This window comes from Pseudomonas sp. No.21 (assembly GCF_054558415.1).
Map to the genome: position 1 here is coordinate 100,937 of NZ_BAAJNO010000002.1, position 22,564 is coordinate 123,500.

At 68.9% G+C, this 22,564-nt stretch carries 20 protein-coding genes; 9 read left to right on the forward strand and 11 right to left on the reverse strand.

The genetic code is table 11. From position 1 onward, the window contains the following. Positions 1–217: 217 nt before the first annotated feature. Complete coding sequence (locus ACYJSS_RS03230) at positions 218–2,158, forward strand: RecQ family ATP-dependent DNA helicase (protein WP_111260792.1); 1,941 nt, start codon at positions 218–220, stop codon at positions 2,156–2,158. A 69-nt stretch (positions 2,159–2,227) separates the two neighbouring features. Here ACYJSS_RS03230 and ACYJSS_RS03235 read toward each other — a convergent pair whose 3' ends face one another. Beyond that, positions 2,228–2,743, reverse strand: coding sequence for an ATP synthase subunit B family protein (locus tag ACYJSS_RS03235; RefSeq protein WP_236204389.1), 516 nt, complete (start codon positions 2,741–2,743; stop codon positions 2,228–2,230). A 266-nt stretch (positions 2,744–3,009) separates the two neighbouring features. Further along, positions 3,010–3,912, reverse strand: coding sequence for a LysR family transcriptional regulator (locus tag ACYJSS_RS03240; protein ID WP_111260790.1), 903 nt, complete (start codon positions 3,910–3,912; stop codon positions 3,010–3,012). A 126-nt stretch (positions 3,913–4,038) separates the two neighbouring features. On the opposite strand from ACYJSS_RS03240, the gene ACYJSS_RS03245 reads away from it, so the two are divergent. The 5 genes from ACYJSS_RS03245 (at position 4,039) to sstT (ending at position 10,353) form a co-directional block, all read left to right on the forward strand. Beyond that, positions 4,039–5,277 (forward strand): 3-hydroxyacyl-CoA dehydrogenase, encoded by a 1,239-nt coding sequence (locus tag ACYJSS_RS03245; protein ID WP_111260789.1) that lies wholly within the window; start codon positions 4,039–4,041, stop codon positions 5,275–5,277. A 1-nt stretch (position 5,278) separates the two neighbouring features. Next, the gene (locus ACYJSS_RS03250) at positions 5,279–7,069 is read left to right on the forward strand and encodes an acyl-CoA dehydrogenase C-terminal domain-containing protein (RefSeq protein WP_111260788.1); all 1,791 of its coding nucleotides are present in this window, start codon (positions 5,279–5,281) and stop codon (positions 7,067–7,069) included. Positions 7,070–7,164: 95 nt separating this feature from the next. Then, positions 7,165–8,328, forward strand: coding sequence for an iron-containing alcohol dehydrogenase (locus ACYJSS_RS03255; RefSeq protein WP_111260787.1), 1,164 nt, complete (start codon positions 7,165–7,167; stop codon positions 8,326–8,328). Between the two features lie 23 nt (positions 8,329–8,351). Continuing rightward, positions 8,352–8,789, forward strand: a complete 438-nt coding sequence (locus ACYJSS_RS03260) for an acyl-CoA thioesterase (protein ID WP_111260786.1) — start codon at positions 8,352–8,354, stop codon at positions 8,787–8,789. A gap of 319 nt (positions 8,790–9,108) precedes the next feature. Beyond that, complete coding sequence (sstT, locus tag ACYJSS_RS03265) at positions 9,109–10,353, forward strand: serine/threonine transporter SstT (RefSeq protein ID WP_236204388.1); 1,245 nt, start codon at positions 9,109–9,111, stop codon at positions 10,351–10,353. Positions 10,354–10,369: 16 nt separating this feature from the next. Here the strand turns inward: sstT and ACYJSS_RS03270 are convergent, their stop codons facing one another. Continuing rightward, complete coding sequence (locus tag ACYJSS_RS03270) at positions 10,370–11,248, reverse strand: transporter substrate-binding domain-containing protein (RefSeq protein ID WP_236204387.1); 879 nt, start codon at positions 11,246–11,248, stop codon at positions 10,370–10,372. Between the two features lie 282 nt (positions 11,249–11,530). Here ACYJSS_RS03270 and ACYJSS_RS03275 point away from each other — a divergent pair, with 282 nt between their 5' ends. After that, the gene (locus tag ACYJSS_RS03275; protein ID WP_236204386.1) at positions 11,531–12,070 is read left to right on the forward strand and encodes a DUF2087 domain-containing protein; all 540 of its coding nucleotides are present in this window, start codon (positions 11,531–11,533) and stop codon (positions 12,068–12,070) included. A 29-nt stretch (positions 12,071–12,099) separates the two neighbouring features. On the opposite strand, the gene ACYJSS_RS03280 is transcribed toward ACYJSS_RS03275, so the two are convergent. The 7 genes from ACYJSS_RS03280 to yrfG form a co-directional block, all read right to left on the reverse strand. Continuing rightward, complete coding sequence (locus ACYJSS_RS03280; protein WP_236204385.1) at positions 12,100–12,702, reverse strand: nucleotidyltransferase family protein; 603 nt, start codon at positions 12,700–12,702, stop codon at positions 12,100–12,102. 59 nt (positions 12,703–12,761) lie between these two features. Beyond that, positions 12,762–13,160: a hypothetical protein gene (locus ACYJSS_RS03285; RefSeq protein WP_236204384.1), complete on the reverse strand. Its 399-nt coding sequence runs from the start codon at positions 13,158–13,160 to the stop codon at positions 12,762–12,764. A 137-nt stretch (positions 13,161–13,297) separates the two neighbouring features. After that, a complete protein-coding gene (locus ACYJSS_RS03290) occupies positions 13,298–13,783 on the reverse strand; it encodes a YMGG-like glycine zipper-containing protein (RefSeq protein WP_111260781.1) in 486 nt (161 codons plus the stop codon). 413 nt (positions 13,784–14,196) lie between these two features. Next, positions 14,197–16,518 (reverse strand): FdhF/YdeP family oxidoreductase, encoded by a 2,322-nt coding sequence (locus ACYJSS_RS03295; RefSeq protein ID WP_236204383.1) that lies wholly within the window; start codon positions 16,516–16,518, stop codon positions 14,197–14,199. Next, entirely contained in the window at positions 16,515–17,360 is an 846-nt protein-coding gene (gene fdhD, locus ACYJSS_RS03300) for a formate dehydrogenase accessory sulfurtransferase FdhD (RefSeq protein ID WP_236204382.1), read from the reverse strand. Before fdhD ends, ACYJSS_RS03295 begins: the two co-directional genes overlap by 4 nt. Positions 17,361–17,454: 94 nt before the next feature. Then, positions 17,455–18,345: a LysR family transcriptional regulator gene (locus ACYJSS_RS03305; RefSeq protein WP_236204381.1), complete on the reverse strand. Its 891-nt coding sequence runs from the start codon at positions 18,343–18,345 to the stop codon at positions 17,455–17,457. A 16-nt stretch (positions 18,346–18,361) separates the two neighbouring features. After that, on the reverse strand, positions 18,362–19,024 hold the full coding sequence (gene yrfG / locus ACYJSS_RS03310) for a GMP/IMP nucleotidase (RefSeq protein ID WP_043240479.1): 663 nt from the start codon (positions 19,022–19,024) through the stop codon (positions 18,362–18,364). Between the two features lie 132 nt (positions 19,025–19,156). Between yrfG and nudE the strand changes: the two genes are divergently transcribed. Then, positions 19,157–19,723: an ADP compounds hydrolase NudE gene (nudE, locus tag ACYJSS_RS03315; protein ID WP_021218631.1), complete on the forward strand. Its 567-nt coding sequence runs from the start codon at positions 19,157–19,159 to the stop codon at positions 19,721–19,723. After that, the gene (gene cysQ / locus ACYJSS_RS03320; RefSeq protein WP_236204380.1) at positions 19,720–20,538 is read left to right on the forward strand and encodes a 3'(2'),5'-bisphosphate nucleotidase CysQ; all 819 of its coding nucleotides are present in this window, start codon (positions 19,720–19,722) and stop codon (positions 20,536–20,538) included. Before nudE ends, cysQ begins: the two co-directional genes overlap by 4 nt. 72 nt (positions 20,539–20,610) lie before the next feature. On the opposite strand, the gene ACYJSS_RS03325 is transcribed toward cysQ, so the two are convergent. Then, on the reverse strand, positions 20,611–22,518 hold the full coding sequence (locus tag ACYJSS_RS03325; protein WP_236204379.1) for a beta-ketoacyl synthase: 1,908 nt from the start codon (positions 22,516–22,518) through the stop codon (positions 20,611–20,613). Positions 22,519–22,564 lie beyond the last annotated feature (46 nt).

The following is a 22,564-nucleotide window of genomic DNA, read 5'->3' on the forward strand; positions in this document are numbered from 1 at the left end:
CGGGTGCTCGGAGTCGAGAGTGGCATAGGGTGGATGACGCTTCTCCCATCCACCAGCGAGGCCAGCGCCGGGCACCGCTGCCAGGAGCGGACGCTGATGGGTTTCGCTGCGCTCTTCGCCATCCTACGGACATACAGGCCGACGCCCTGCACTGTCGCGGCGCTGCTGCGTTGCGCTTCTGGCCATGATCGACGGCCCCTTTCGATGGAGTGAAGCCATGCCTCGCAACACCCTCGCCGCCACCTTCGGCTACGACGCCTTCCGCCCCGGCCAGGAAGCGGCCATCCGCTCGGTGCTGGCCGGCCGCTCGACGGCGGCGATCTTCCCCACCGGTTCGGGCAAGTCGCTGTGCTACCAGCTGCCGGCGCTGCACCTGCCGCACCTGACCCTGGTGGTCTCGCCGCTGCTGGCGCTGATGCAGGACCAGCTGGCCTTCCTCCACCGCCACGGCATCGCCGCTGCCAGCATCGACTCCGCGCAGAGCCGCGAGGAGGCCGCCGAGGTCATGGCGCGGGCGCGTTCGGGCGAGCTGAAGATTCTCATGATCTCGGTGGAGCGCCTGAAGAACGAGCGCTTCCGTGGCTTCATCCAGCAGGTGCCGATCTCCCTGCTGGTGGTGGACGAGGCGCACTGCATCTCCGAGTGGGGCCACAACTTCCGTCCCGACTACCTCAAGCTGCCGGACTACCAGCGCCAGTTCGGCATTCCTCAGGTGCTGTTGCTGACCGCCACGGCGACCCCCGCGGTGATCGCCGACATGCAGAAGAAATTCGCCATCGCCGACGTGGACGTGGTCACCACCGGCTTCTACCGCAGCAACCTCGACCTCGCCGTCGAGGCGGTGCCCGGGCCGGCCCGCATGGCGCGCCTGGTGGACTGGCTGGCGCCGCGCAAGGGCCAGCCGGGCATCGTCTACGTCACCTTGCAGAAGACCGCCGAGCAAGTGGCCGAGGCGCTGGTGCGCAGCGGCCTGTCCGCCGCCGCCTACCACGCCGGCATGGGCCATGAGGCGCGCGAGGCGCTGCAGCGGCGCTTCATGGCCGGGCAGGTGGACATGATCGTCGCCACCATCGCCTTCGGCATGGGCATCGACAAGAGCGACGTGCGCAACCTGGTGCACTACGACCTGCCCAAGTCGGTGGAAAACTACAGCCAGGAGATCGGCCGCGCCGGGCGCGACGGCCAGCGCTCCGAGTGCCTGGTGCTGGCCAACCGCGATGGGCTCAACGTGCTGGAGAACTTCGTCTACGGCGACACGCCGGAGCGCGATGGCATCCTCCGCGTGCTGCAGGAACTCAAGGGCGCGGCCGGGGAGGGCGGGCGCTGGGAGCTGACCCTCAACGCACTGTCGGACCAGAGCAACATCCGCCAGCTGCCGCTCAAGACCCTGCTGGTGCAATTGGAACTGCGCGGCATCATCGCCCCGCTGTTCGCCTACTTCGCCGAATACCGCTTCAAGTACCTGGTGGAGCCCGAGGCGCTGGTGGCCAAGTTCGAGGGCGAGCGGCGCCAGTTCGTCGAGGCGCTGGTCGCCACCTCGCAACGGGCGCGCACCTGGAGCACGGTGGATTTCGACCGGCTCTACAACGAGCACCAGGCCGAACGCGCGCGGGTGGTCAAGGCCCTGGACTTCTTCCAGGAGCGCGGCTGGATCGAGCTGGAAAGCAAGCAGATGACCGAGGTCTACGCCTCGCTGCGCAGCGACTGGGACACCGGCTCGCTGGCGGACGAACTGCACGGTTACTTCAAGCGCCAGGAAGCCAGCGAGATCGGTCGCATCAACGCCATGCTGGCGCTGTTCGCCAGCGACAGCTGCCTCAGCCAGCGCCTGGCCGCCTACTTCGGTGACCACCAGGCACCCGCCCGGTGCGGCCACTGTTCGGTGTGCCGGGGCCAGGTGGCGCGCTTGCCCGAGCCGGCGGCGCTACCCGCGCTGGAGGGGAAGGATTTCGCCGCGCTTTGCAGCGGTTTCCGCCAGCGCCAGCACGAATACGACGGCCGCGATGCGGGTGCGGAGAGCCTCACCCGCTTCCTCTGCGGTATCGCCACGCCGATCTTCACCCGCTTGAAGGCCCGCAATCTGCCCGGCTTCGCGGCGCTGGAGGACTATCCCTACGCGCAGGTGCGCGACTGGGTCAGCCGTCAGCTCGATCTGTAGCCTGGGCTTCAGCCCAGGGTTCCACCACGGCCCGTACCCGGCACGGGCCATGGCCTGCCTACCGCCTCGTCAGGCCACCAGGGCCCGGTCAGTGAAGCTGGGCTGCTGCACGGCCTGGTAGGTGGAGATGGCCTGGTTGGCCAGTCGCGGCGTCACCAGGCCCAGGTCGGGCTGGGTGAAGGCCTGCTGATTGCCGTCCAGCTGCAGACGCTGACGGGCGATGAAGTCCCCGGACAGCGGGTTGTCGGGGTTCAGGTCATCGGTCTGCTGGGTTTCGATGTAGTCGGCGATCCGCTGCTGCTGGAGCTGTTGCTGCTGCAGCCGGGCGGTCTCGGCGGCGTTCTCGCGGATCTGCTGGGCCTGTTCCTCCCGCAGCGCCTGTGCCCGTTCCCGGGCCAGCTGCTGGTTCTCCTCGAACTGCTGCTGGGCTTCTTCCCGGGCGATACGCGCCCGCTCGTTCCGGGTGTCGATGGCGTTCTGGGTGGTGACGCCGGGCTGGGCGGTGATCGCCAACGGGTCATTGGTCCGCGGCAGCGGGGTGTTGGTGAACAGGGTCGGTCCTGTCGGTGTGATTGCGATAGCCATTGGGTTCTCCCTGGTTTTTCGGCCTGGGAGCTTCAGTCTAAGGGCAGGAGAAGCCCTCTTTTAGGTCGATCGCGCATAAGGCTCGTGACTCGATCGTCTAGCACTTTTTCCGCCGCTTTCTGTCCCGCCGCTTCGCTGTGCGGGCTCCCGTCGCGCTTGCATCGCCCGGTCCATGGGCGCTGCGAGCGATCCGTGCCGAAGGAGCCCACTGATGCTTTGGTACGTTCGTGCAGGAAGCGTCCCTTCGACCGTTCGTCGGTCGACGTTCAGCCGGGTTCGCCCAATTCGAGGATCTGCCCGATCAGCCATTGCAGCGCCGCGTCCCGTTCCCGGGCCTGCACGCTGACCACGTCCAGGTGGAAGGGCCCCACGGCGAAGGGCAGCTCGTACAGCGCCAGCGGCAGCAGGCGGGCGAAGTAGTGGGCCAGTTGCGTGGGCAGCACGGCCACCAGGTCGCTGCCGGCGACGATGTGGGCCGCCTGCAGGTAGTTGGGCGTGGTGTAGAGGATCTGCCGGCTCAGGCCACGCTCGGCGAGCCACAGGTCGACCATGCCTTTGGTCTGGCCGCCATGCACCCAGAGGTGGCGTAGCCTGAGGAAGCCTTCCAGGTCCGGCTGGCCCTGCAGCAGCGGGTGGTCGCGGCGCGCGGTCAGGCGCAGGGTCTCGCTCATCCAGCGGCGGCTGGCGAAGCGCGGTGGAATGCCCTGGAAGCGCCCCAGCACCAGGTCCAGCTCGCCCTTGTCCAGCGCCTCGGCGGGCAGGCTGGGGCTGAGGTGGCTGATGGCGATCTGCACGCCGGGCGCCAGCACCGCGAGGCGCTCCAGCAGGCGGGTCATGCAGATCAGCTCCACGTAGTCGGTCACGGCGATGCTGAAACGCTGGCGGCTGCGTGCCGGGTCGAAGGCCTCGCCGGCGACGAGGCTCTGCTCGATCTGCGCCAGGGCGGTACGGATCGGGGCCTCCAGTGCCAGCGCCCGGGGCGTCGGCTGCATGCTGCGACCCACGCGCACCAGCAGCGGGTCGCCGAGCAGCTCGCGCAGGCGGTTGAGGGCGTTGCTCACCGCCGGCTGGCTGAGGGACAGGCGCTCGGCGGCACGGGAGACATTGCGCTCGCGCAGCAGGGCGTCGAGCACACGCAACAGGTTGAGATCGAACGTGGAGATATTCACCGTGGGAATACGACCTATCACAAGACTAAATTTCAAAAATAGTAGCGGCTTCCTTAAGGTGTCTGGCGATTTTCGTATCCCCGCGCGCAGGCCCGAGCCACCGCAGAACAACAAGAGGACGATCCGATGACCCAGAGCCCCCACGACATTCGACAAGCCGCCGTGATCGGCGCCGGCACCATGGGCCGAGGCATCGTCATGAGCCTGGCCAATGCCGGCGTGCAGGTGCTGTGGCTGGACAACAACCCGCAGATGCTGGTGCAGGCCCTGGGCGTGGTCGCTGACACCTATGCCCACAACGTGCGCCAGGGGCGCATCGACGAGGCCCAGGCGGCCGCGCGTCGTGCCTGCATCACCCAGGTGACCGACTATGACGCCCTGGCCGACGTCGACCTGGTGATCGAGGCGGTGTACGAGAACCTCGAGCTCAAGCAGCAGATCTTCCGCGAGCTGGACGCCCGGCTGAAGCCGTCGGCCATCCTCGCCAGCAACACCTCGGCGCTGGACATCGACGCCATTGCCGCCGTCACCGCCCGTCCCGAGCAGGTCCTCGGCCTGCACTTCTTCAGCCCGGCGCACATCATGAAGCTGCTGGAGATCGTGCGTGGCGCCAGGACCGCCAGGCCGGTGCTGGACGCTGCCCTGGAGCTGGGCAAGCGCATGGGCAAGGTCAGTGTCATCGCCGGCAACTGCGACGGCTTCATCGGCAACCGCATGCTCCACACCTATGTACGCGAGGCGCGGATGATGCTGCTCGAAGGCGCCTACCCCCACCAGGTCGACGCCGCCCTGCAGGGCTTCGGCTTCGCCATGGGCCCGTTCCGCATGTACGACGTGGTCGGCATCGACCTGGAATGGCGTGCCCGCGAACTGGCCGGCAAGGGCCAGGACGACCCGGCGGTGCAGGTGGACAACCGCCTCTGCGCCCTCGGCCGCTTCGGCCAGAAGTCGCGCATGGGCTACTACCGCTACGCCGAAGGCAGCCGCCAGGCCGAGCACGACCCGGAAGTGGACGCGCTGGTGCTGCAGGTGTCCGAGCAGCTCGGCTTCGAGCGCCGCAGCATCGGCCAGGAAGAAATCCTCGAGCGCTGCCTGCTGGCCCTGGTCAACGAGGGCGCGAAGATCCTCGAAGAGGGCATCGCCGCCTCCAGTGCCGATATCGACACCGTCTACCTCAACGGCTACGGCTTCCCCGCCGACAAGGGCGGCCCCATGAGCTGGGCCGATGGCCAGGGCCTGGAGGTCATCCGCGAGCGCCTGGAATACCTCGCCGGCCGCCACGGCCTGCACTGGCAGCCCGCTGCCCTGATCCAGCGCCTGGCTGCCGAAGGCCGCCGCTTCGCCGATTGCCAAGAGGAAGCCTGAGATGAGCTACACCGCCCCCCTGCGCGACATGCGTTTCGTGCTCCATGAAGTCTTCGATGTCGCCGGCCACTGCGAACTGCTGGGCAATGGCCTGGACCGCGAGCTGATCGACGGCGTGCTGGAAGAAGGCGCGCGCTACGCCGGCGAGGTCATCGCCCCGCTGAACCGCTCCAGCGACGAAGAGGGCGTGACCCTCGAAGGTGGCGCCGTGACCACCCCCACGGGCTTCCGCGAGGCCTACAGGCAGTACTGCGACAACGGCTGGGCCAGCATGACCGGCCCGGTGGAGCATGGCGGCCAGGGCTTCCCGCAGATGGTCGCCGCCAGCTTCCACGAGATGCTGATGGCCGCCAGCCTGTCCTTCCGCGTCTATTCCGGCCTCACCGAAGGCGCCGTGCTGGCGCTCTACAAGCACGGCAGCGAGGCGCTCAAGCAGGCCTACCTGGACAAGATGGTCGGCGGCACCTGGACCGGCACCATGTGCCTCACCGAGCCCCAGGCCGGTACCGACCTGGCCCTGCTGCGCACCCGCGCCGAACCCCAGGCGGACGGCAGCTACAAGGTCAGCGGCAGCAAGATCTTCATCAGCGGTGGCGAGCAGGACTTCTCGGACAACATCGTCCACCTGGTCCTGGCGCGTCTGCCCGATGCCCCGGCCGGGGTGAAGGGCATCTCGCTGCTGCTGGTGCCCAAGTTCATCGCCAACGCCGATGGCACGCCGGGTGCGCGCAACGCCCTGTCCTGCGGCGCCATCGAGCACAAGATGGGCATCAAGGGCGCGGCCACCTGCGTGATGAACTTCGACGGGGCCACCGGCTGGCTGATCGGCGAAGCCAACCAGGGCCTGGCCTGCATGTTCACCATGATGAACGACGCGCGCTTCCAGGTCGGCCTGCAAGGCCTGGGCATCGCCGAGCGCGCCTTCCAGGGGGCGCTTTCCTATGCCCGCGAGCGCCTGCAATCCCGCGCCCTGACCGGCCCGGCCGAGCCGGACAAGGCCGCCGACCCGATCATCCACCACCCCGACGTGCGGCGCATGCTGCTGACCCAGAAGACCCTGGTGGAAGGCAGCCGCATGCTCGCCGCCTACTGCGGGCGCCAGCTGGACCTGGAGCACGGCCACCCCGACGCGGCCGCACGCAAGGCCGCCGGCAAGCGCGCGGCGCTGTTGATCCCCATCGTCAAATCCTTCTTCACCGACATGGGCCAGGAAGTGGCCAGCCTCGGCGTGCAGGTATACGGCGGGCATGGCTACATCCGCGAATGGGGCATGGAACAACTGATGCGCGACAGCCGCATCACGCAGATCTACGAAGGCACCAACGGCATCCAGGCGCTGGACCTGATCCGCCGCAAGCTGATGGGCGACGGCGGCGCCGAACTCCATGCCCTGCAGGACGAGCTGGCCGCCATGGCCGAAGCCCAGGCCGGCCGCAGCGAACTGGCGGAACTGGCCGGTGCCGTGCTGGCGCGCCTCACGGAATGGCGCGACCTCACCGCCACCGTGCTCGACCGCGCGCGCCACGACCCCCAGGAAATCGGCGCCTGCTCGGTGGACTTCCTCCAGTACTCGTCCTATGTGTTGTTGGCCGGGCTCTGGCTGCAGGCCGCGGCCCGCGCCCAGGACGCCCTGGACGGCGGCACCGGCGAGGCGGACTTCTACCAGGCCAAGCTGCACAGCGCGCGCTTCTACATGCGCCGCCTGCTGCCGCGCGCCAGCGGCCACCGCGAGTCGCTGCTCGGCGGCGCGGATTGCCTGATGGCCCTGCCGGAGGCGCATTTCGCGTTCTGATGGAGTCCAAGCGGCGGGGAGGGCGATCAACCGCTACCCCGCCCGTGCAGCACCCGCTCAGCCAACCCGACAGCACAACAACAAGAGGCCACCCCATGCAGCCCTTCAGTTTCGCCACCACCGCGCAGATCCTCTGCGAACCCGGCTCCGCCCTCCGCCTGGCCGAGCTGTGCCGCGAGCGCGATGCCCACCGTGTGCTGATCGTCACCGACCCGGGCATCACCCGCCTGAACATGCTCGACCCGATCCTCCCGGGCTTCGCCGCCGCCGGCGTGGCGGTGGAGATCTTCGACCAGGTGCAGGCCGACCCGCCCGAGGCAGTGGTGCTGCAGGCGGTGGAACAGGCCAAGGCCTTGCGCGCCGAGCTGGTGATCGGCTTCGGCGGCGGCAGCTCCATGGACGTGGCCAAGCTGGTGGCGCTGCTGGCCCACCCCGAGTGCAGGCAGGCGCTCAAGGACATCTACGGCGTCGGCAACGCCCGGGGCCGGCGCCTGCCGCTGATCCAGGTGCCGACCACCGCCGGCACCGGCTCGGAAGTCACCCAGATCGCCATCATCACCACCGGCGAAACCACCAAGATGGGCGTGGTCTCGCCGCTGCTGCTGCCGGACCTGGCGGTGCTCGACGCCGACCTCACCCTCGGCCTGCCCGCTGCGGTGACCGCTGCCACCGGCATCGATGCCATGGTCCATGCCATCGAGTCCTACACCAGCCGGCACAAGAAGAACCCCATGTCCGACCTGCTCGGCCGCGAGGCGCTGCGCCTGCTCTGCGCCCACCTCGACGAGGCGGTGCACAACGGCCGCAACCGCGAGGCGCGCCAGGCCATGCTGCTGGGCGCCTGCCTGGCCGGCCAGGCCTTCGCCAACGCCCCGGTGGCGGCGGTGCATGCCCTGGCCTATCCCCTGGGCGGGCACTACCACATCCCCCACGGCCTCTCGAATGCGCTGGTGCTGCCCCATGTGCTCGGCTTCAACGCCGAGGTCGCCGCGCCGCTCTACGCCGAACTGGCGCCGCTGGTGCTGGGCCGCAAGCTGCAGCCGGGCAACGACCTGCACCTCACCGAGCAACTGATCGTCGAGCTGGCCGACTTCAGCGAGCGCAGCGGCCTGCCCACGCGCCTGCGCGATGCCGGCGTCGCCGAGGCGATGCTGCCGCAGCTGGCGAAGGACGCCATGTTGCAACAGCGCCTGCTGGTGAATAATCCGCGCGAAGTCAGCGAGCGCGATGCGCTGGCGATCTACCAAGCGGCGTACTGAGCCCATCCGAACCAAGGACCCCCATGAGCCAACCCCAGCACCTGCGCAGCGACTACCGCCACTTCCAGCCGATCACCACCCGCTGGCACGACAACGACGTCTACGGCCACGTGAACAACGTCGTCTACTACGGCTTCTTCGACAGCGCGGTGAACACCTACCTGATCGAAGTGGGCGGCCTGGACATCCACGACGGCGAGGTCGTCGGCTTCGTGGTCAGCTCCTCCTGCGACTACTTCGCCTCCATCGCCTTCCCCGATCGCATCGAAGTGGGCCTGCGCGTCGGCAAGCTGGGCAACAGCTCGGTGCAGTACGAACTGGCCATCTTCAAGGCCGGCGAAGACGAAGCCTGCGCCGCCGGCCGCTTCGTCCACGTCTTCGTCGACCGCACCAGCAACCGTCCGGTGCCCATCCCCGAACGCCTGCGCGCCGCCCTGGCGGAACTCGTCGTCCCGGGTTGATCGCGGCGTCGGCAAGACCGCTCCCGGGCTGAAGCCCGGGCTACGGCTCATTCCCATGCGCGGTTCGCCGGCCGGGTTTTTCACCAGATCGACCCCGAACAGCCGGAATGGCGACATCGGCGGGGTGCGCTGACCGGTCGCTCTACCCTAATCGGGCTTCTGCCCGCAGAATGCGCGGCAAATCCGCTGCGCTTCCACTGACTGCAGGGCGATAGACCCTGCGGCCTGGCGAGTATTTCCGTTTCGGCCGGGCCGGGGTGGTGCAGCGGGGCATCTTGGGTATCGGCCGTGTCCACGGCCCCTGTTCAGTGAATCTGCCATGTCTTCGGAAAAACGCTCCATCCTCCAGCGCCTCAAGGGCACCAGCCTGGTGACGCGTATCCTCATCGGCCTCGTGGCCGGTGTTCTGCTCGCCACGCTCAAGCCCGAAGCGGCTGCGGCCGTGGGCCTGCTCGGCACCCTGTTCGTCACCGCCCTGAAGGCCGTGGCACCGGTGCTGGTGTTCGTCCTGGTGATCGCCGCCATCGGCAACCACAAGCCGGGCGAGCGCACGCACATCCGCCCGATCCTGTTGCTTTACCTGATCGGCACCTTCTCCGCCGCGGTGGTGGCGGTGCTGGCCTCCAGCCTGTTCCCCTCCACCCTGCACCTGAGCGCGGCGGCCAATGACCTGGCGCCGCCCGGCAATATCTCCGAGGTGCTGCTGAGCCTGCTTTCCAGTGCGGTGGCCAACCCGGTCAAGGCGCTGATGGAGGCCAACTTCATCGGCATCCTGGTCTGGGCCGTGGGCCTGGGCATCGCCATCCGCCAGGGCAGCGAGACCACCCGCGCGGTGTTCAGCGACCTGTCCCACGGTGTGTCGTTGATCGTGCGCGTGGTGATCGCCTTCGCCCCGCTGGGCATCTTCGGCCTGGTGGCTTCGACCCTGGCGGAGAACGGCCTGAAGGTGCTGGCGGACTACGCCCACCTGCTGGTGGTGCTGCTGGGCTGCATGCTGTTCGTGGCCTTCGTGGTGAACCCGCTGATCGTCTACTCGAAGATCCGCCGCAACCCTTATCCGCTGGTGCTCACTTGCCTGCGCGAGAGCGGCATCACGGCTTTCTTCACCCGCAGCTCGGCGGCCAACATCCCGGTGAACCTGCAGCTGTGTGAAAAGCTCGGCCTGCACGAGGACACCTACTCGGTGTCGATCCCCCTGGGCGCGACCATCAACATGGCCGGCGCGGCGATCACCATCACCGTGCTGGCGCTGGCTGCCGTGCACACCCTGGGTATCGCGGTGGACATCCCCACCGCCATCCTGCTCAGCGTGGTGGCGTCCATCTGCGCCTGTGGCGCCTCGGGTGTGGCCGGCGGCTCGCTGCTGCTGATCCCGCTGGCCTGCAGCCTGTTCGGCATCCCCAGCGAGGTGGCGATGCAGGTGGTGGCGGTGGGCTTCATCATCGGCATCCTCCAGGACGCCGCCGAGACCGCGCTGAACTCCTCCACCGACGTGCTGTTCACCGCCGCGGCCTGCATCGCCAGCGGCGATGTCGACGAGCCGGGCGAAGCGCACATCGGCTGATCCCCCGGGCGCACGCCTAGGGCGTGTCGCCCGTCCTGGCGGTGGCGGGTTCGGCGAACCCCCCACCGCTGTCCGGTAGCCGGCCCGGCAGGTCGGACTCCAGTTCGATGACCCGCCGCCCGGCCATCCCGGCCTTGTCGATCAGGTGTCCGTGGTGGCGCAGGAACAGCGCCTGGAAGGTGCCGTCCGCGCGGATCATCTCGAAGCCTTCGGCGAAGCGCCGTTCCAGCACCGGGTTGTGCTGGGCGAAGGTGAAGTACACCGGCATCGGGTATTTCAGCGCCAGGTGCTGCTCCACCATCAGGTCCGGCAGCGCCTTGCGGTTGGCGTCCACCTCGGCCCAGGCTTCGCTGAGGCCACGGTGGAAATAGTCGAAGCGGCGCTGCTCGAGCATCGGCAGCAGGTTGCCGGGGTTGGCCATGCCCAGCACCGGCAGGTGGTTGCGGGCGAACAGCGGGAAATCGCTCCATTGGCTGCCGAAGCCACCGGTCATGCGGCGCAGGCCATCGAGGTCGTCGATGCGCGCGAAGTCGGCCTGGCGGTCCTGGCGGATGATCAGCACGCGGTAGCCGAGCAGGCCCTGGTGCATGTCGATGGGCAGCATGCGGAAGTCGGCCAGGCGTTCGCGGTTCGGTGGCACGTAGGCGAGGTCCACCTGGCCGGCCTTGAGCATCGCCAGGCAACGTTCCTGGGATGGGTCCGGTGCGTCGCTGGTGGCGATGCTGGCGGCGCCGTAGCGTTCGGCGGTGCGGGCGAGGATCAGGTTCGCCAGCTCGATGCGGTAGGCGTAGGTGACGGGGTTCTGCTGGCAGACACGCAGTTGCTGCCCGGCGAAGGCGGCCGGGAGCAGGGTGAAGAGGCAGAGCAAGGGTGTGGCGTATCGGATGAAGCCCATGGCGTGTCCACGGCGACCGGCGTGCATGCGCCAGCAGGGTAATGGCAGAAGATTACAGTCTTCTCAGACGCTTCGCCCGGTGGCTGTTGAGCAACTCGACACCCGGAGCTATTCTGGCGCGCGGTCGGCAGTTCACCCAGGCGTCACCGGTGCCCATTCGGGCAGCTAAACCTGCCACGAGCCCCAGGCTCATCCTCGACCGACACTCGTCCCGTGCCGCGTCGGAACCCGGCGACCCCCGACATCCTCGTCCGAGGACTTGGCACACACGAGGAACGAACGGTGTCCAAGACGCTTATCCCTTTCGCCGCCCATGACATGTCCGCGCTCGCCCGCTCGCTGGTCCGCCAGCTGGAGGGACGCGAGCGGCCGCCGGGGCATGTGGAGATGCTCAACCTGCTGGCCCGCGCCAGGGGCTTTCGCAGCTTCCAGGCGCTGCGCGCGAGCCAGGTCGCCGAACGCCAGCTGGCCGAGGCGCCCACCGGCGATGCGGTGGACTATGTGCTGGTCCGCCGCCTGCTGCGCTACTTCGACGAGCAGGGCCGCCTGCAGGCCTGGCCGGGCAAGCACAGCCATCGGCGCCCCTGCCTGTGGATGACCTGGATGGCCTTGCCGCCGCGCATCGCGATGAGCGAGCGCGAGGTCGACGGCCATATCCGCGCGGCTGCGAGCCTGGGTGACCACGTGTTGTTGCGGCGCGAGATGGTCGACGCCGGCTGGCTGTTGCGTACGCCGGACGGGCGTGAGTACCGTCGCGTGGAGCTGCGCCCGGAGCCGCTGGCAATGGCCCTGCGCGAGCAGTTGGGCAGGCGTTCGGCCTGATGTGCCCGGCGCGCAGGGAGGCGCGCCTTTCAGGCTTCGTCGAAGTGGCTGCTATGCAGCAGGCAACCCAGGGGCGCCGTGTCCACCTGCAGGCGCGGCCAGCGTTGCAGCCAGCCTTTTTCCCGCAGGCGTTCGCTGAAGGCTTCCTGGCGCGGGTGCAGCGGGTTGGGGGTGACGCGCAGGTCGAGCAGGCCGGACTGGATGAAGGGCGTGATGATCTCGATGCCGCCGCCCGGGCGCAGGCGCACGCCGATGGCTGTCTGCACTTCGGGCCAGTGGCTCATGGCGTCGCGGCTGTCGCGGTAGGGGGCGTCGCCGTTGCGCAGGTGCATGCGCGCCTGGTTCTTCACCGACCAGGGCAGGTGCCCGGTCATGCCGCGCAGGGTGCGTTCGATGCGCAGGTCGGCCTCGGGGTCGAGGTCATGGGGGTCGAAGTGGATCAGGTCGAGATCGGCCAGCGGCGTTGCGTCGCGGTAGCCGTGCAGCCGGTCCCAGGCCAGGTTGCGCACGAAGCCGGCAGCCAGCCAGGCATCGCGCAGGCCCAGGCTGGCGACGCAACGCAGGGCCAGCAGGCGCTGGCCGTCGCCGCGCAGCCAGCGCTGCAGGTGGGGCAGGGGGTTCCGGTAAGCCACCGGCAGCACCGGCCCCCGCAGCGTGCAACGCGGAGGCTGGGCGTGTGGCTCCATGATGCTCAATCGCGGTGCCTGTGCTTGCGGTGCTTCTTGCCACCGCTGTCCTTGTCCAGCTCGCTGGCGATGGCGCCACCGGCCGCGCCGCCGAGGCCGGCACCTAGGGTCGAGCCGGTGCTGCCGCCGAGCTTGCCGCCCACCACCGAACCGCCGGCGGCACCCAGGCCGCCACCCAGCGCAGCGCCGGTCTTGTTGCCGTCACGCGCGGTGATCACGCCACCGGCGGCACCGCCGAGGCCGGCACCGATGGCGGCGCCGGTGCTGCCACCGATGGATTGGCCGACCACGTTGCCCAGCGCACCGCCGATGCCGCCGCCGAGGGCGTTTCTGGTGGTTTCGCCGGCGACCACGGCTTGGGTCGCGAGCAGGCTCAGGGCCAGGGCGGGAAGAGTGAGGCGCATCGGGTGTTTCTCCAGGCAAGGTGACGAGGGCCGCTCGCCTGCGTGGCAAGTGGCCCTCGAAGATTAAGAGGCTGAGAGTGTTACGGGAGTTCTGTGAGGGGATGCGATCGGCCGGGATTGGCGACTAACGGTCGCGATCAGTCATCCCAGTCGTGGTGGTGGCGGTGCTTGTGCTTGCGGTGGCCCCAGCCGTGGCCGCGGCCATGTTCGTGGCGATCGCCACGGCGATCGTAGTGACGGCGATCGTCGCGGTCGTCGTCGCGGCTCTCGTTGCCCATGTAGTTGCCCAGTGCGCCACCTGCACCGCCGCCGGCTGCGGCGCCGATCAGGCTGCCGGTGTTGCCGCCGACCTGGCGGCCGATGACGTTGCCGCCCGCCGCGCCCAGGGCGCCACCGAGGGCCGCTTCGGTGCGGTTGCGCCGGTCGGCACCGACCGCGCTGCCTGCAGCCCCGCCGACGCCGGCACCGATGGCCGCGCCGGTGTTGCCACCGATGGATTGACCGACGGCCGCGCCCAGTACCCCGCCCAGCGCGCCACCCACCCCGGCTTCGGTGGTGCCGCCCGCGAAGGCGCCGCCACTGGCAAGGCAGAAAGACAGAAGGAGGATCGAGGAGTGCTTCATGGAGAGGAGAGCCTCTGTGGTTTGGACGAGGCGATAGTTGCCAGCGAAACGGCGCCGTACAAGCGCCTCCCGACGAATTGCGCAGGGTTTTTCACAATCTCTAAATAATTGTTTTTGCTGAAGAACTTTGGCTGTTTCGGCGGTGTCAGAGGCCTATTCCAGCACTGCGTTTCGGCCCTTTTTCAGGCCATTTCCTGATGGCATTGCGCCTTGTCCTTGCGCCCCCTGCAGTGGGGGTGATTGCGCTTTTTCCCAGCCCTTCGATGCGCATGATCGATGCAACCTGTTTGCGTCGTTCGCACCGTTTCTATCGCGTGCCTGGACCTGTGTGCGAGCGCGGAGGGGGCAGGTGCGCGCGGCACACCCTATGGGAGGCTCCGTGCCCGCCGTAGGGTGTGATGCGTGCCGAACGGTCAGAGAATGCGCCCGCTTTCCTGCGCCGGCTGGAGGCGCACGGCGATGAACTTTGAGGTGGGCGTGTGGCTGCCGACGCCGAAGCTGTCCAGGGGCACCAGGGGGTTGGTTTCCGGGTAGTAGGCGGCGGCCTGGCCGGCGGGGATGTCGAAGGCGAGCAGGGTGAAGCCTTCGACCTTGCGCTCGATGCCGTCGTCCCAGAGCGAGACCATGTCCACCTTCTGCCCGCTCTGGTAGCCCAGGCGCCGGATGTCGGCTTCGTTGGCGAACACCACCTGGCGCTGGCCGCGCACGCCGCGATAGCGGTCGTCGAGGCCGTAGATGGTGGTGTTGTACTGGTCGTGGGAGCGCAGGGTCTGGAGGATCAGGTCGGGCTTGAGGCCGCTGGCGCGGATGCGTTCGTGGATCAGGGTCTCCGGCAGCGGGTTGGCCTTGAAGTTGGCACGGCCACTGGCGGTCTTCCAGGTGCGGGCGCCGGCCGAGTTGCCCAGGTAGAAGCCGCCCGGGTGCTGCACGCGCTGGTTGAAGTCGGCGAAGCCGGGGATGGTGTCGGCGATCAGCTCACGGATGCGGTCGTAGTTGGCGATCATCGCGTCCCAGTCCACCGGGTGGTTGCCCAGGGTGGCCTTGGCGATGCCGGCGACGATGGCCGGTTCCGAGCGCATCTCGCGGGACAGCGGCTCCAGCTGGCCGTTGGAGGCGTGGATCATGCTGAAGGAATCCTCCACCGTCACCGCCTGCGGACCGTGGGCCTGGTGGTCGATGTCGGTGCGGCCGAGGCAGGGCAGGATCAGCGCGTCGCGGCCGACGGTGAGGTGGCTGCGGTTGAGCTTGGTGCTGATCTGCACGGTGAGGTCGCAGTTCATCAGCGCCTGGTGGGTGCGCGGGCTGTCCGGGGTCGCCTGGGCGAAGTTGCCGCCCAGGCCGATGAAGACGCGGGCCTGGCCGTCGAGCATGGCGTTGATGGCTTCCACGGTGTTGTGGCCGTTCTCGCGGGGCACCTTGAACTGGAAGCGCTTCTCCAGGGCGTCGAGCAGGGCCGCCGGCGGGCGGTCGTTGATGCCCATGGTGCGGTCGCCCTGCACGTTGCTGTGGCCGCGGACCGGGCACAGGCCGGCGCCGGGGCGGCCGAGGTTGCCGCGCAGCAGTTGCAGGTTGACGATTTCCTGGATGGTCGGCACCGAATGGTGGTGCTGGGTGATGCCCATGGCCCAGCAGATGATCACGCGCTCGGCGCGGCGGTACATGCGCGCGGCCTGTTCGATCTCGGCGAGGGCGAGGCCGGACTGGCGCTCGATGTGTTCCCAGTCGGTGGCGTCCAGCTCGGCCAGGTAGGCGTCGACGCCGTCGGTGTGTTCGGCGATGAAGGCGTGGTCGAACACCGCCGGCTGGCCGGCGGCCTGGGCCTCGCGCTCCCACTGCAGGAGGAACTTGGCGATGCCGCGCATGGCAGCCATGTCGCCGCCCAGGGCCGGGCGGAAGAACGCGGTGTTCAGCGGGGCGGAGCCGTTGGTGAGCATCTCCAGGGCGTGCTGGGGATGCTGGAAGCGTTCCAGGCCGCGCTCCTTGAGCGGGTTGAAGGCGACCACCTGGGCGCCGCGCTTCACCGCCTCGCGCAGCGGTTCGAGCATGCGCGGGTGGTTGGTGCCGGGGTTCTGGCCGAGGACGAAGATGGCGTCGGCGTGCTCGAAGTCGGCGAAGGTCACGCTGCCCTTGCCGACCCCCACGCTCTGGCCGAGGGCCACGCCGCTGGCCTCGTGGCACATGTTCGAGCAGTCGGGGAAGTTGTTGGTGCCGTAGGCGCGGACGAACAGCTGGTAGAGGTAGGCGGCTTCGTTGCTGGCGCGGCCGGAGGTGTAGAACTCGGCCTGGTTCGGGTCGGGCAGGCGCTTGAGGTGGCTGGCGACCAGGGCGAAGGCGTCGTCCCAGCTGACCGGCAGGTAGTGGTCGCTGGCGGCGTCGTAGCGCATCGGCTGGGTCAGGCGGCCCTGGTATTCGAGCCAGTAGTCGCTCTGCTCGCGCAGCTGGCTGACGCTGTAGCGGGCGAAGAAGGCGGCGTCGACGCGGCGCTTGGTGGCTTCCCAGTTCACCGCCTTGGCGCCGTTCTCGCAGAACTTGATGCGGCCGTCTTCGGGGGAGTCGCCCCAGGCGCAGCCGGGGCAGTCGAAGCCGCCGTTCTGGTTGGTCTTGAGCAGGGCGCGCAGGTTCTTGAACGGCTGCTTACTGTCGAGCCAGAAGTGAGCGACGCTCTTGAGCGCGCCCCAGCCGGCGGCGGCGCCGTTGTAGGGCTTGTAGCGGGGATGCACGGGTTGCAGGCTCATGGCTGTACTTCTTCTGTCCGGGGCGCCGGGCTGTAGACCCGGGGCGCGCTGTGATGGGGCAGGTGGATCAGGTTCAGGTTGTGCCGGCGCGCCCATTGCACGGTGAGTGCCGTGGGGGCTGAGAGGCTGACCAGGGTGCCGAGGCCGGCACGCACCGCCTTGTGGATGAGTTCGAGGCTGCAGCGGCTGGTGACCACGGCGAAACCGGCGCGCGGGTCGAGCTTGTGCCGCAGGAGGGCGCCGATGAGTTTGTCGAGGGCGTTGTGGCGACCGATGTCTTCGCGGCACAGCGCCAGTTCGCCGCTGGCGTCGACGAAGAGCGCGGCGTGCAGGGCGCCGCTGCGGCGCCCGAGGTCCTGCTTGGCGGCGATGCGCTGGCGCAGGTCGGCCAGGTGCTCCGCCGGGGGCAGCGGCTGGGGAGGCAGCACGGTGAGGGTGGGCAGGGCCTGCTCTAGGGCCTCCACGCCGCAGAGGCCGCAGCCGGTGGTGCCGGCCAGTTGGCGGCGCTGGTCCTTCAGGGCCCAGAAGGCGCGGTTGGCGATTTCCACGTCTGCCTGGCGGGCGTCGTCGCAGCCGCCGAGGCGGGTGTCATAGATGTCATCGATCGAATCGACGATGCCGGCGCTGAGGCTGAAGCCGGCGATGAAGTCTTCCAGATTGGCGGGCGAGACCATCATCACCGCGTGGCTGATGCCGTTGTAGGCGATGGCCAGGGCGCATTCCTCGGCCAGCAGGCCCTCGCCGGACGTGGCGGAGCCGCCCAGTTCGGCATAGGCATAGCCCCGCGCCTGGGTCACGGGCTCGGTGTCGTTGACGGGGGGGAGGGATGGCTGGCGTGGCACGGGTGGCGCCCCTGCGACGGATTGACACAGGCAGCCTAGGCGCTGGTGGCGGGGTCCGTCTAATCGCTATTGCCGATACTGTGATCGACGGTGTCTATCGGGTCGGGGAAAACAGCCGGCGGGCCTCTTCGAAGCAGGCATCCGCCAGCGCGGAGCGGGGTTGCCCGCGACGCTGGATGAGCCCCAGCGGCGCCAGGGTGTGGGCGTGCTCGATGGGCAGCAGGGCGAGGTGTTCGGTGAGTTCGTCGAGGCCACTGGCGAGCGGCATGATGGCGCAGCACAGGCCGGCGTTGACCGCCTGCAGCAGCTGGTGCACGGCGTCGGTCTCCAGGCGCGGCTGCGGCGCGAGGCCCCGGCTGCGGAAGCCGTGGTCGATCGACTGGCGGAAGTGCATGCCGGCGGAGAGCAGGCCCAGGGGCAGGCCGGCGAGAGCCTCCCAGGTGAGTTGCGGGGCGTCGAAGGCAAAGTAGCGGCGGTCGTGCAGCAGGCCCATGCGGGTGTCGGCGACTTCCAGGCTGTCGAAGTGTTCGCGATCGAGGCGGTCCAGGTAGGAGAGGCCGAGGTCGAGCTGGTTGCGTGCCAGGCGTTCGAGGATCTGCTCGGAGCTGAGGGCGAACAGCTGGAAGCGCAGGTCGGGATGCTGCCCGGCGAAGGCCTGGACCAGGCGCATGGGGTCGTAGCCGGCCAGGGGCACCACGCCCAGGCGCAGGGTGCCGACCAGGTGGCCGCGGCAGGCGGCCGCCTCGGCGTGCAGGCCGTCATGGGCGGCAAGCAGGGTGCGGGCCCAGGCGAGCACGCGCTGGCCGGCATCGGTGAAGCCTTCGAAGCGCTGGCCGCGCTGCACCAGCTCCAGGCCCAGCTCCTCTTCCAGGCTGCGCAGGCGCATGGACAGGGTGGGCTGGGTGACGTGGCAGCGCGCGGCGGCCTGGCCGAAGTGGCGGGTCTCGTCGAGGGCGACGAGGAACTTGAGCTGCTTGATGTCCATGGTCGCTCCCGCCGGGCTAGAGCCCGTCCACCAGTTCGCGGTAGCCGTCGACCGCGGCGAACTCCTCGGTGTCCTTGAGCGCACCCCGGCTGTCGGGCTGCAGCACCGCCAGCAGGTGGGCGACGCCGTAGGCCCGTGCGCTGCGCAGGATCGGCAGGCTGTCGTCGATGAACAGCGTACGCGCCGGGTCGAAGGGCGAATCCGCCTGCAGGGCGTGCCAGAACTGCTGATCTTCCTTGGGGAAACCGTAGTCGTGGGAACTGATCAGGCGATCGAACCAGGGCGCCAGTTCGACCCGTTCCATCTTCAGCGACAGCGAGTCACGGTGGGCGTTGGTGATCAGCACCACGCGCTTGCCGGCGCGGCGCAGGGCGGCGAGGAAGTGGTCGGCGTCGGGGCGCAGGGCGATCAGGTCGGCGACCTCGCGCTTGAGGTCGCGGATCGACAGCTTCAGCTCGCGGCTCCAGAAGTCCGTGCAGTACCAGTTGAGCTGGCCGGCGTGGTGCCTGAACAGCGGCACCAGTTCGGCGTCGGCCGCCTCGCGGCTGATGCCGTGGTGTTCGGCGTAGCGCTGGGGCAGGTAGTCCAGCCAGAAGTGGTTGTCGAAATGCAGGTCGAGGAGGGTGCCATCCATGTCCAGCAGGACGGTGTCGATGGCGGACCAGTTGAGCTGTGGCATGCGTGTCCGGGGCTGTAGGTGGGAGGGCTGTCGCGATTGCACCCTGGACGGTCGTCGGCGTGCAATCTCCTACGCAGATAATCGGAAAAGCCGGGGTATGATAACCCGCCGGTCATGCCAAGGAGTTCCGTTATGCGTCAGAAGCCCACCGTGCTCGCTCGCGAGATCGTCGCCAGCAGCCGCCTGTTCCGTGTCGAGGAGCTGCAGCTGCGCTTCTCCAACGGTGTCGAGCGTACCTACGAGCGTCTGGTGGGCAAGGGCTCCGGCTATGGCGCGGTGATGGTGGTGGCGATGGTGGACGCCGAGCACGTGCTGCTGGTGGAGGAGTACTGCGCCGGCACCGACGACTACCAGCTGTCGCTGCCCAAGGGGCTGATCGAGCCGGGCGAGGACGTGCTGGTGGCGGCCGACCGCGAACTCAAGGAAGAGGCGGGGTACGGCGCGCGCAAGCTGGAGCTGCTGACCGAGCTGTCGCTGTCGCCGGGCTACATGAGCCAGAAGATCCAGGTGGTGCTGGCCCGTGACCTTTACGAAGAGCGCCTGCCGGGCGACGAGCCCGAGCCGCTGGGCGTGGAGAAGGTCAGCCTGCGCGAGATTTCCAGCCTGTTGCAGCACCCGCAGTTCAGCGAGGGGCGCGCCCTGGCGGCGCTCTACCTGGCCCGCGACCTGCTGGGCCAGCGCGGGGAGTTCCTCCTATGAGCCATCCGCTGCTGCCCGCCGTCATCGAGCTGGTCGGCCTCGCCGGCCAGGCCATCCTGCCGTTCTGGCGCGCGGACGTCGCCGTGGTCGAGAAGGCCGATGCGTCCCCCGTCACCGCCGCCGACCTGGCTGCCCACCGCATCCTCGCCGACGGCTTGGCAGCGCTGGATGCCGGCATCCCGGTGCTATCCGAGGAAGCGGCGGACATCCCGCTCGCCGAGCGCGCCGCCTGGGAGCGCTGGTGGCTGGTCGACCCGCTGGATGGCACCAAGGAGTTCATTTCCGGCTCCGAGGAGTTCACCGTCAACGTCGCGCTGATCGAGCGCGGGCGGGTGGTCTTCGGCGTCGTCGGCGTGCCGGTCACGGGCCGCTGCTACCTCGGTGGTGCCGGCCTGGGTGCCTGGCGCATCGATGCGGGCGAGCGCGAACCGATCAGGGTGCGTATGGCCCCTGCACAAGCCTTCACCCTGGTGGCCAGCAAGCGCCATTCGAGCCCCGCGCAGGAACGCCTGCTGGCCGGGCTGGGGGAGCGCTTCGGGGAATTGCAGCTGGCCAATATCGGCAGCTCGCTGAAGTTCTGCCTGCTGGCCGAAGGGGCGGCGGATTGCTACCCGCGCCTGGCGCCCACTTCGCAGTGGGACACCGCTGCCGCGCAGGGCGTGCTGGAAGGCGCCGGTGGCGAGGTGCTCGACCTGGCCGGCGAACCGCTGGGCTACGGCGCCCGCGAATCCTTCCTCAACCCGTCCTTCCTGGCCCTGCCGGCGGCAGCCGCGTGGCGTGGCGAGCTGCTGGAGCTGGCGCGCGCCCTGGATTGATCCGGAACGCGCCTGTCGGGCTATCACGCAGGGTGGCGCGGGGTTCCTCCCACCCCGCTTACCTCGTGACGATCAGTCGAGCATGTCCTTGAAGCGTTCGTCCTTGCCGTAGCGCAGCGGCTGGGCGAAGCCGGGGACCTTGATGCCCTCGGCGGTGACTTCCAGGGCCTTGTCGTCGATCAGGTCGTTGCCGAAGTTGTAGATGATGTCCAGCTCGCCCTTGAGCGCGCGCTCGTCGTACTGGCGGGCGGCGGCGCGGGTGGCTTCGCGCTTCTCGCAGTAGGCGGCGAAGGCTTTCTCGCCATGGCGCTTGCGCAGCATGTTCTCGGTCAGGCGCGGCGAGATCACCACGCCGCTGGCGTTGTTGCCGCCAAAACCCTTCGAGTTGACGAAGCAGATATCCAGGCTGCGTTGCTCCATGCGCTGGTCGCGGGTGGAGATCGACAGGTGCTGTTGGTGCACGTCGTCGGCGACCCGGTCGATGGTCTTGATGCCCGGCAGGATGCCGTAGCGGAAGGTGCCGAGGGCCGAGACCACCTGATCCCCGCTGGCGGTGGCCAGGCTGTGGCCGACGAAGGCCTTGACCGCGGTGATGGGCCAGGACTCGATGCCGAAGGCGGCGGCGACGCGGTCCAGCAGTTCGGATTCGGTGACGCGGTTGGCCGGGGTGCTGGAGCCGTGGGCGTGGACGAAGCTGTGCTGGCGCACGGTCTCGCTGCCGAACAGCTGGGTGGCGCTGGCCACGGCCTTGGCCAGGGTCAGGTAGTTGCCCGGGCCGGGGGCGGAAATGGATTTCTTGAAGCCGTCGGCGTTGATGAAGACGTCGGTCACCGCGCCATGGATATCGGCACCCAGCTCCAGGGCCAGGGCGTCGTCCATCAGCACCACGTACTGGCTGGACTCGGCCAGGGTGAAGCCGCAGTTCTCGCCGAAGGGGCGGCTGGCACGGCGGAAGTCCACGTCCTCGCGGCCGCCGACCTGGCGCAGGCCGTCCTCGGTGGCCAAGGCGCCCATGGCGCCGTAGCCGTCGATGCATTCCTGGTTGATCGGTGCCTCGGCGTTGCCCACCAGGGCGACCCGCGCGCGGCCGGAGCCGATCAGCTCGATGGCCTTCTGCAGGTTGTAGAGGAAGGTGGCGCAGGCGCCGGTGACGCTGCCGGTGGTGCCGACGCTGCCCAGCACGTACGCGTTGATGAAGTCGGCGGGCATGGTGTTCAGGCCCAGCGGCAGTTGCTTGGCGGTGACCCGGCCACCCTTGAGGCGCGACTGCATCAGGCCGCCGAAGCCGTTCTCGTCGAGCTGGCTCATGATGCTGCCGGAGAACACCGCGACTTCATCGGGCTGCACCCGGTCGACGATGCGCTGCCAGGGCAGGCCGATGGAGCGGATGGCGTCGGTGGCGGCGACCACGGACAGCTGCAGGCCGCGCGGGTGGAAGCGCGAGTTGTACAGCTCGCCCGGCTCGAAGCCGGTGGGCAGCTGGCCGGCGGATTTGACCGGCAGGGCGCGGAAGCTCTCGACCTTGAACTCGGTGGCGTCGGTGAGGGTGACGCGCACCTCGCCGGATTCCAGCGGCTCGACCGACCAACTGGCCGGCAGCGGCTCGGGCAACTGCTTGCGCGAGGTGACGAAGCGGATGCTGGAGCCCGGCTCGGCGGCGACGCCGATGCTCTTCTGCCAGGGGGCGGCGTCGACGTCCAGGTGCTGCTTCTCGATGCGGCGCACCAGGGTGGAGGCGAGGAGGCGTTCGCCGAAGCGCGACTCGATGTCGGCAAGGGTCAGCGGCGCGCCGTCGGCGTCCAGGTACTGGCCATCGACCACGGTCACCAGCTTGGTCATCACCGCCAGGCCGGCCAGGGTCTCCTGGCGCGCGGCGGCGTCGACGGACTCGATCACGGTACGGCGGAAGCCATGGTGGAACGAGCTTCGGCCCGCTGCGTTGTAGCCGCCGAAACCAACGATGACCGGAAGTCGAGACATGACGCGGGAACTCCTCAAATAGACCATTTCGTGACCGGGGCCGGGC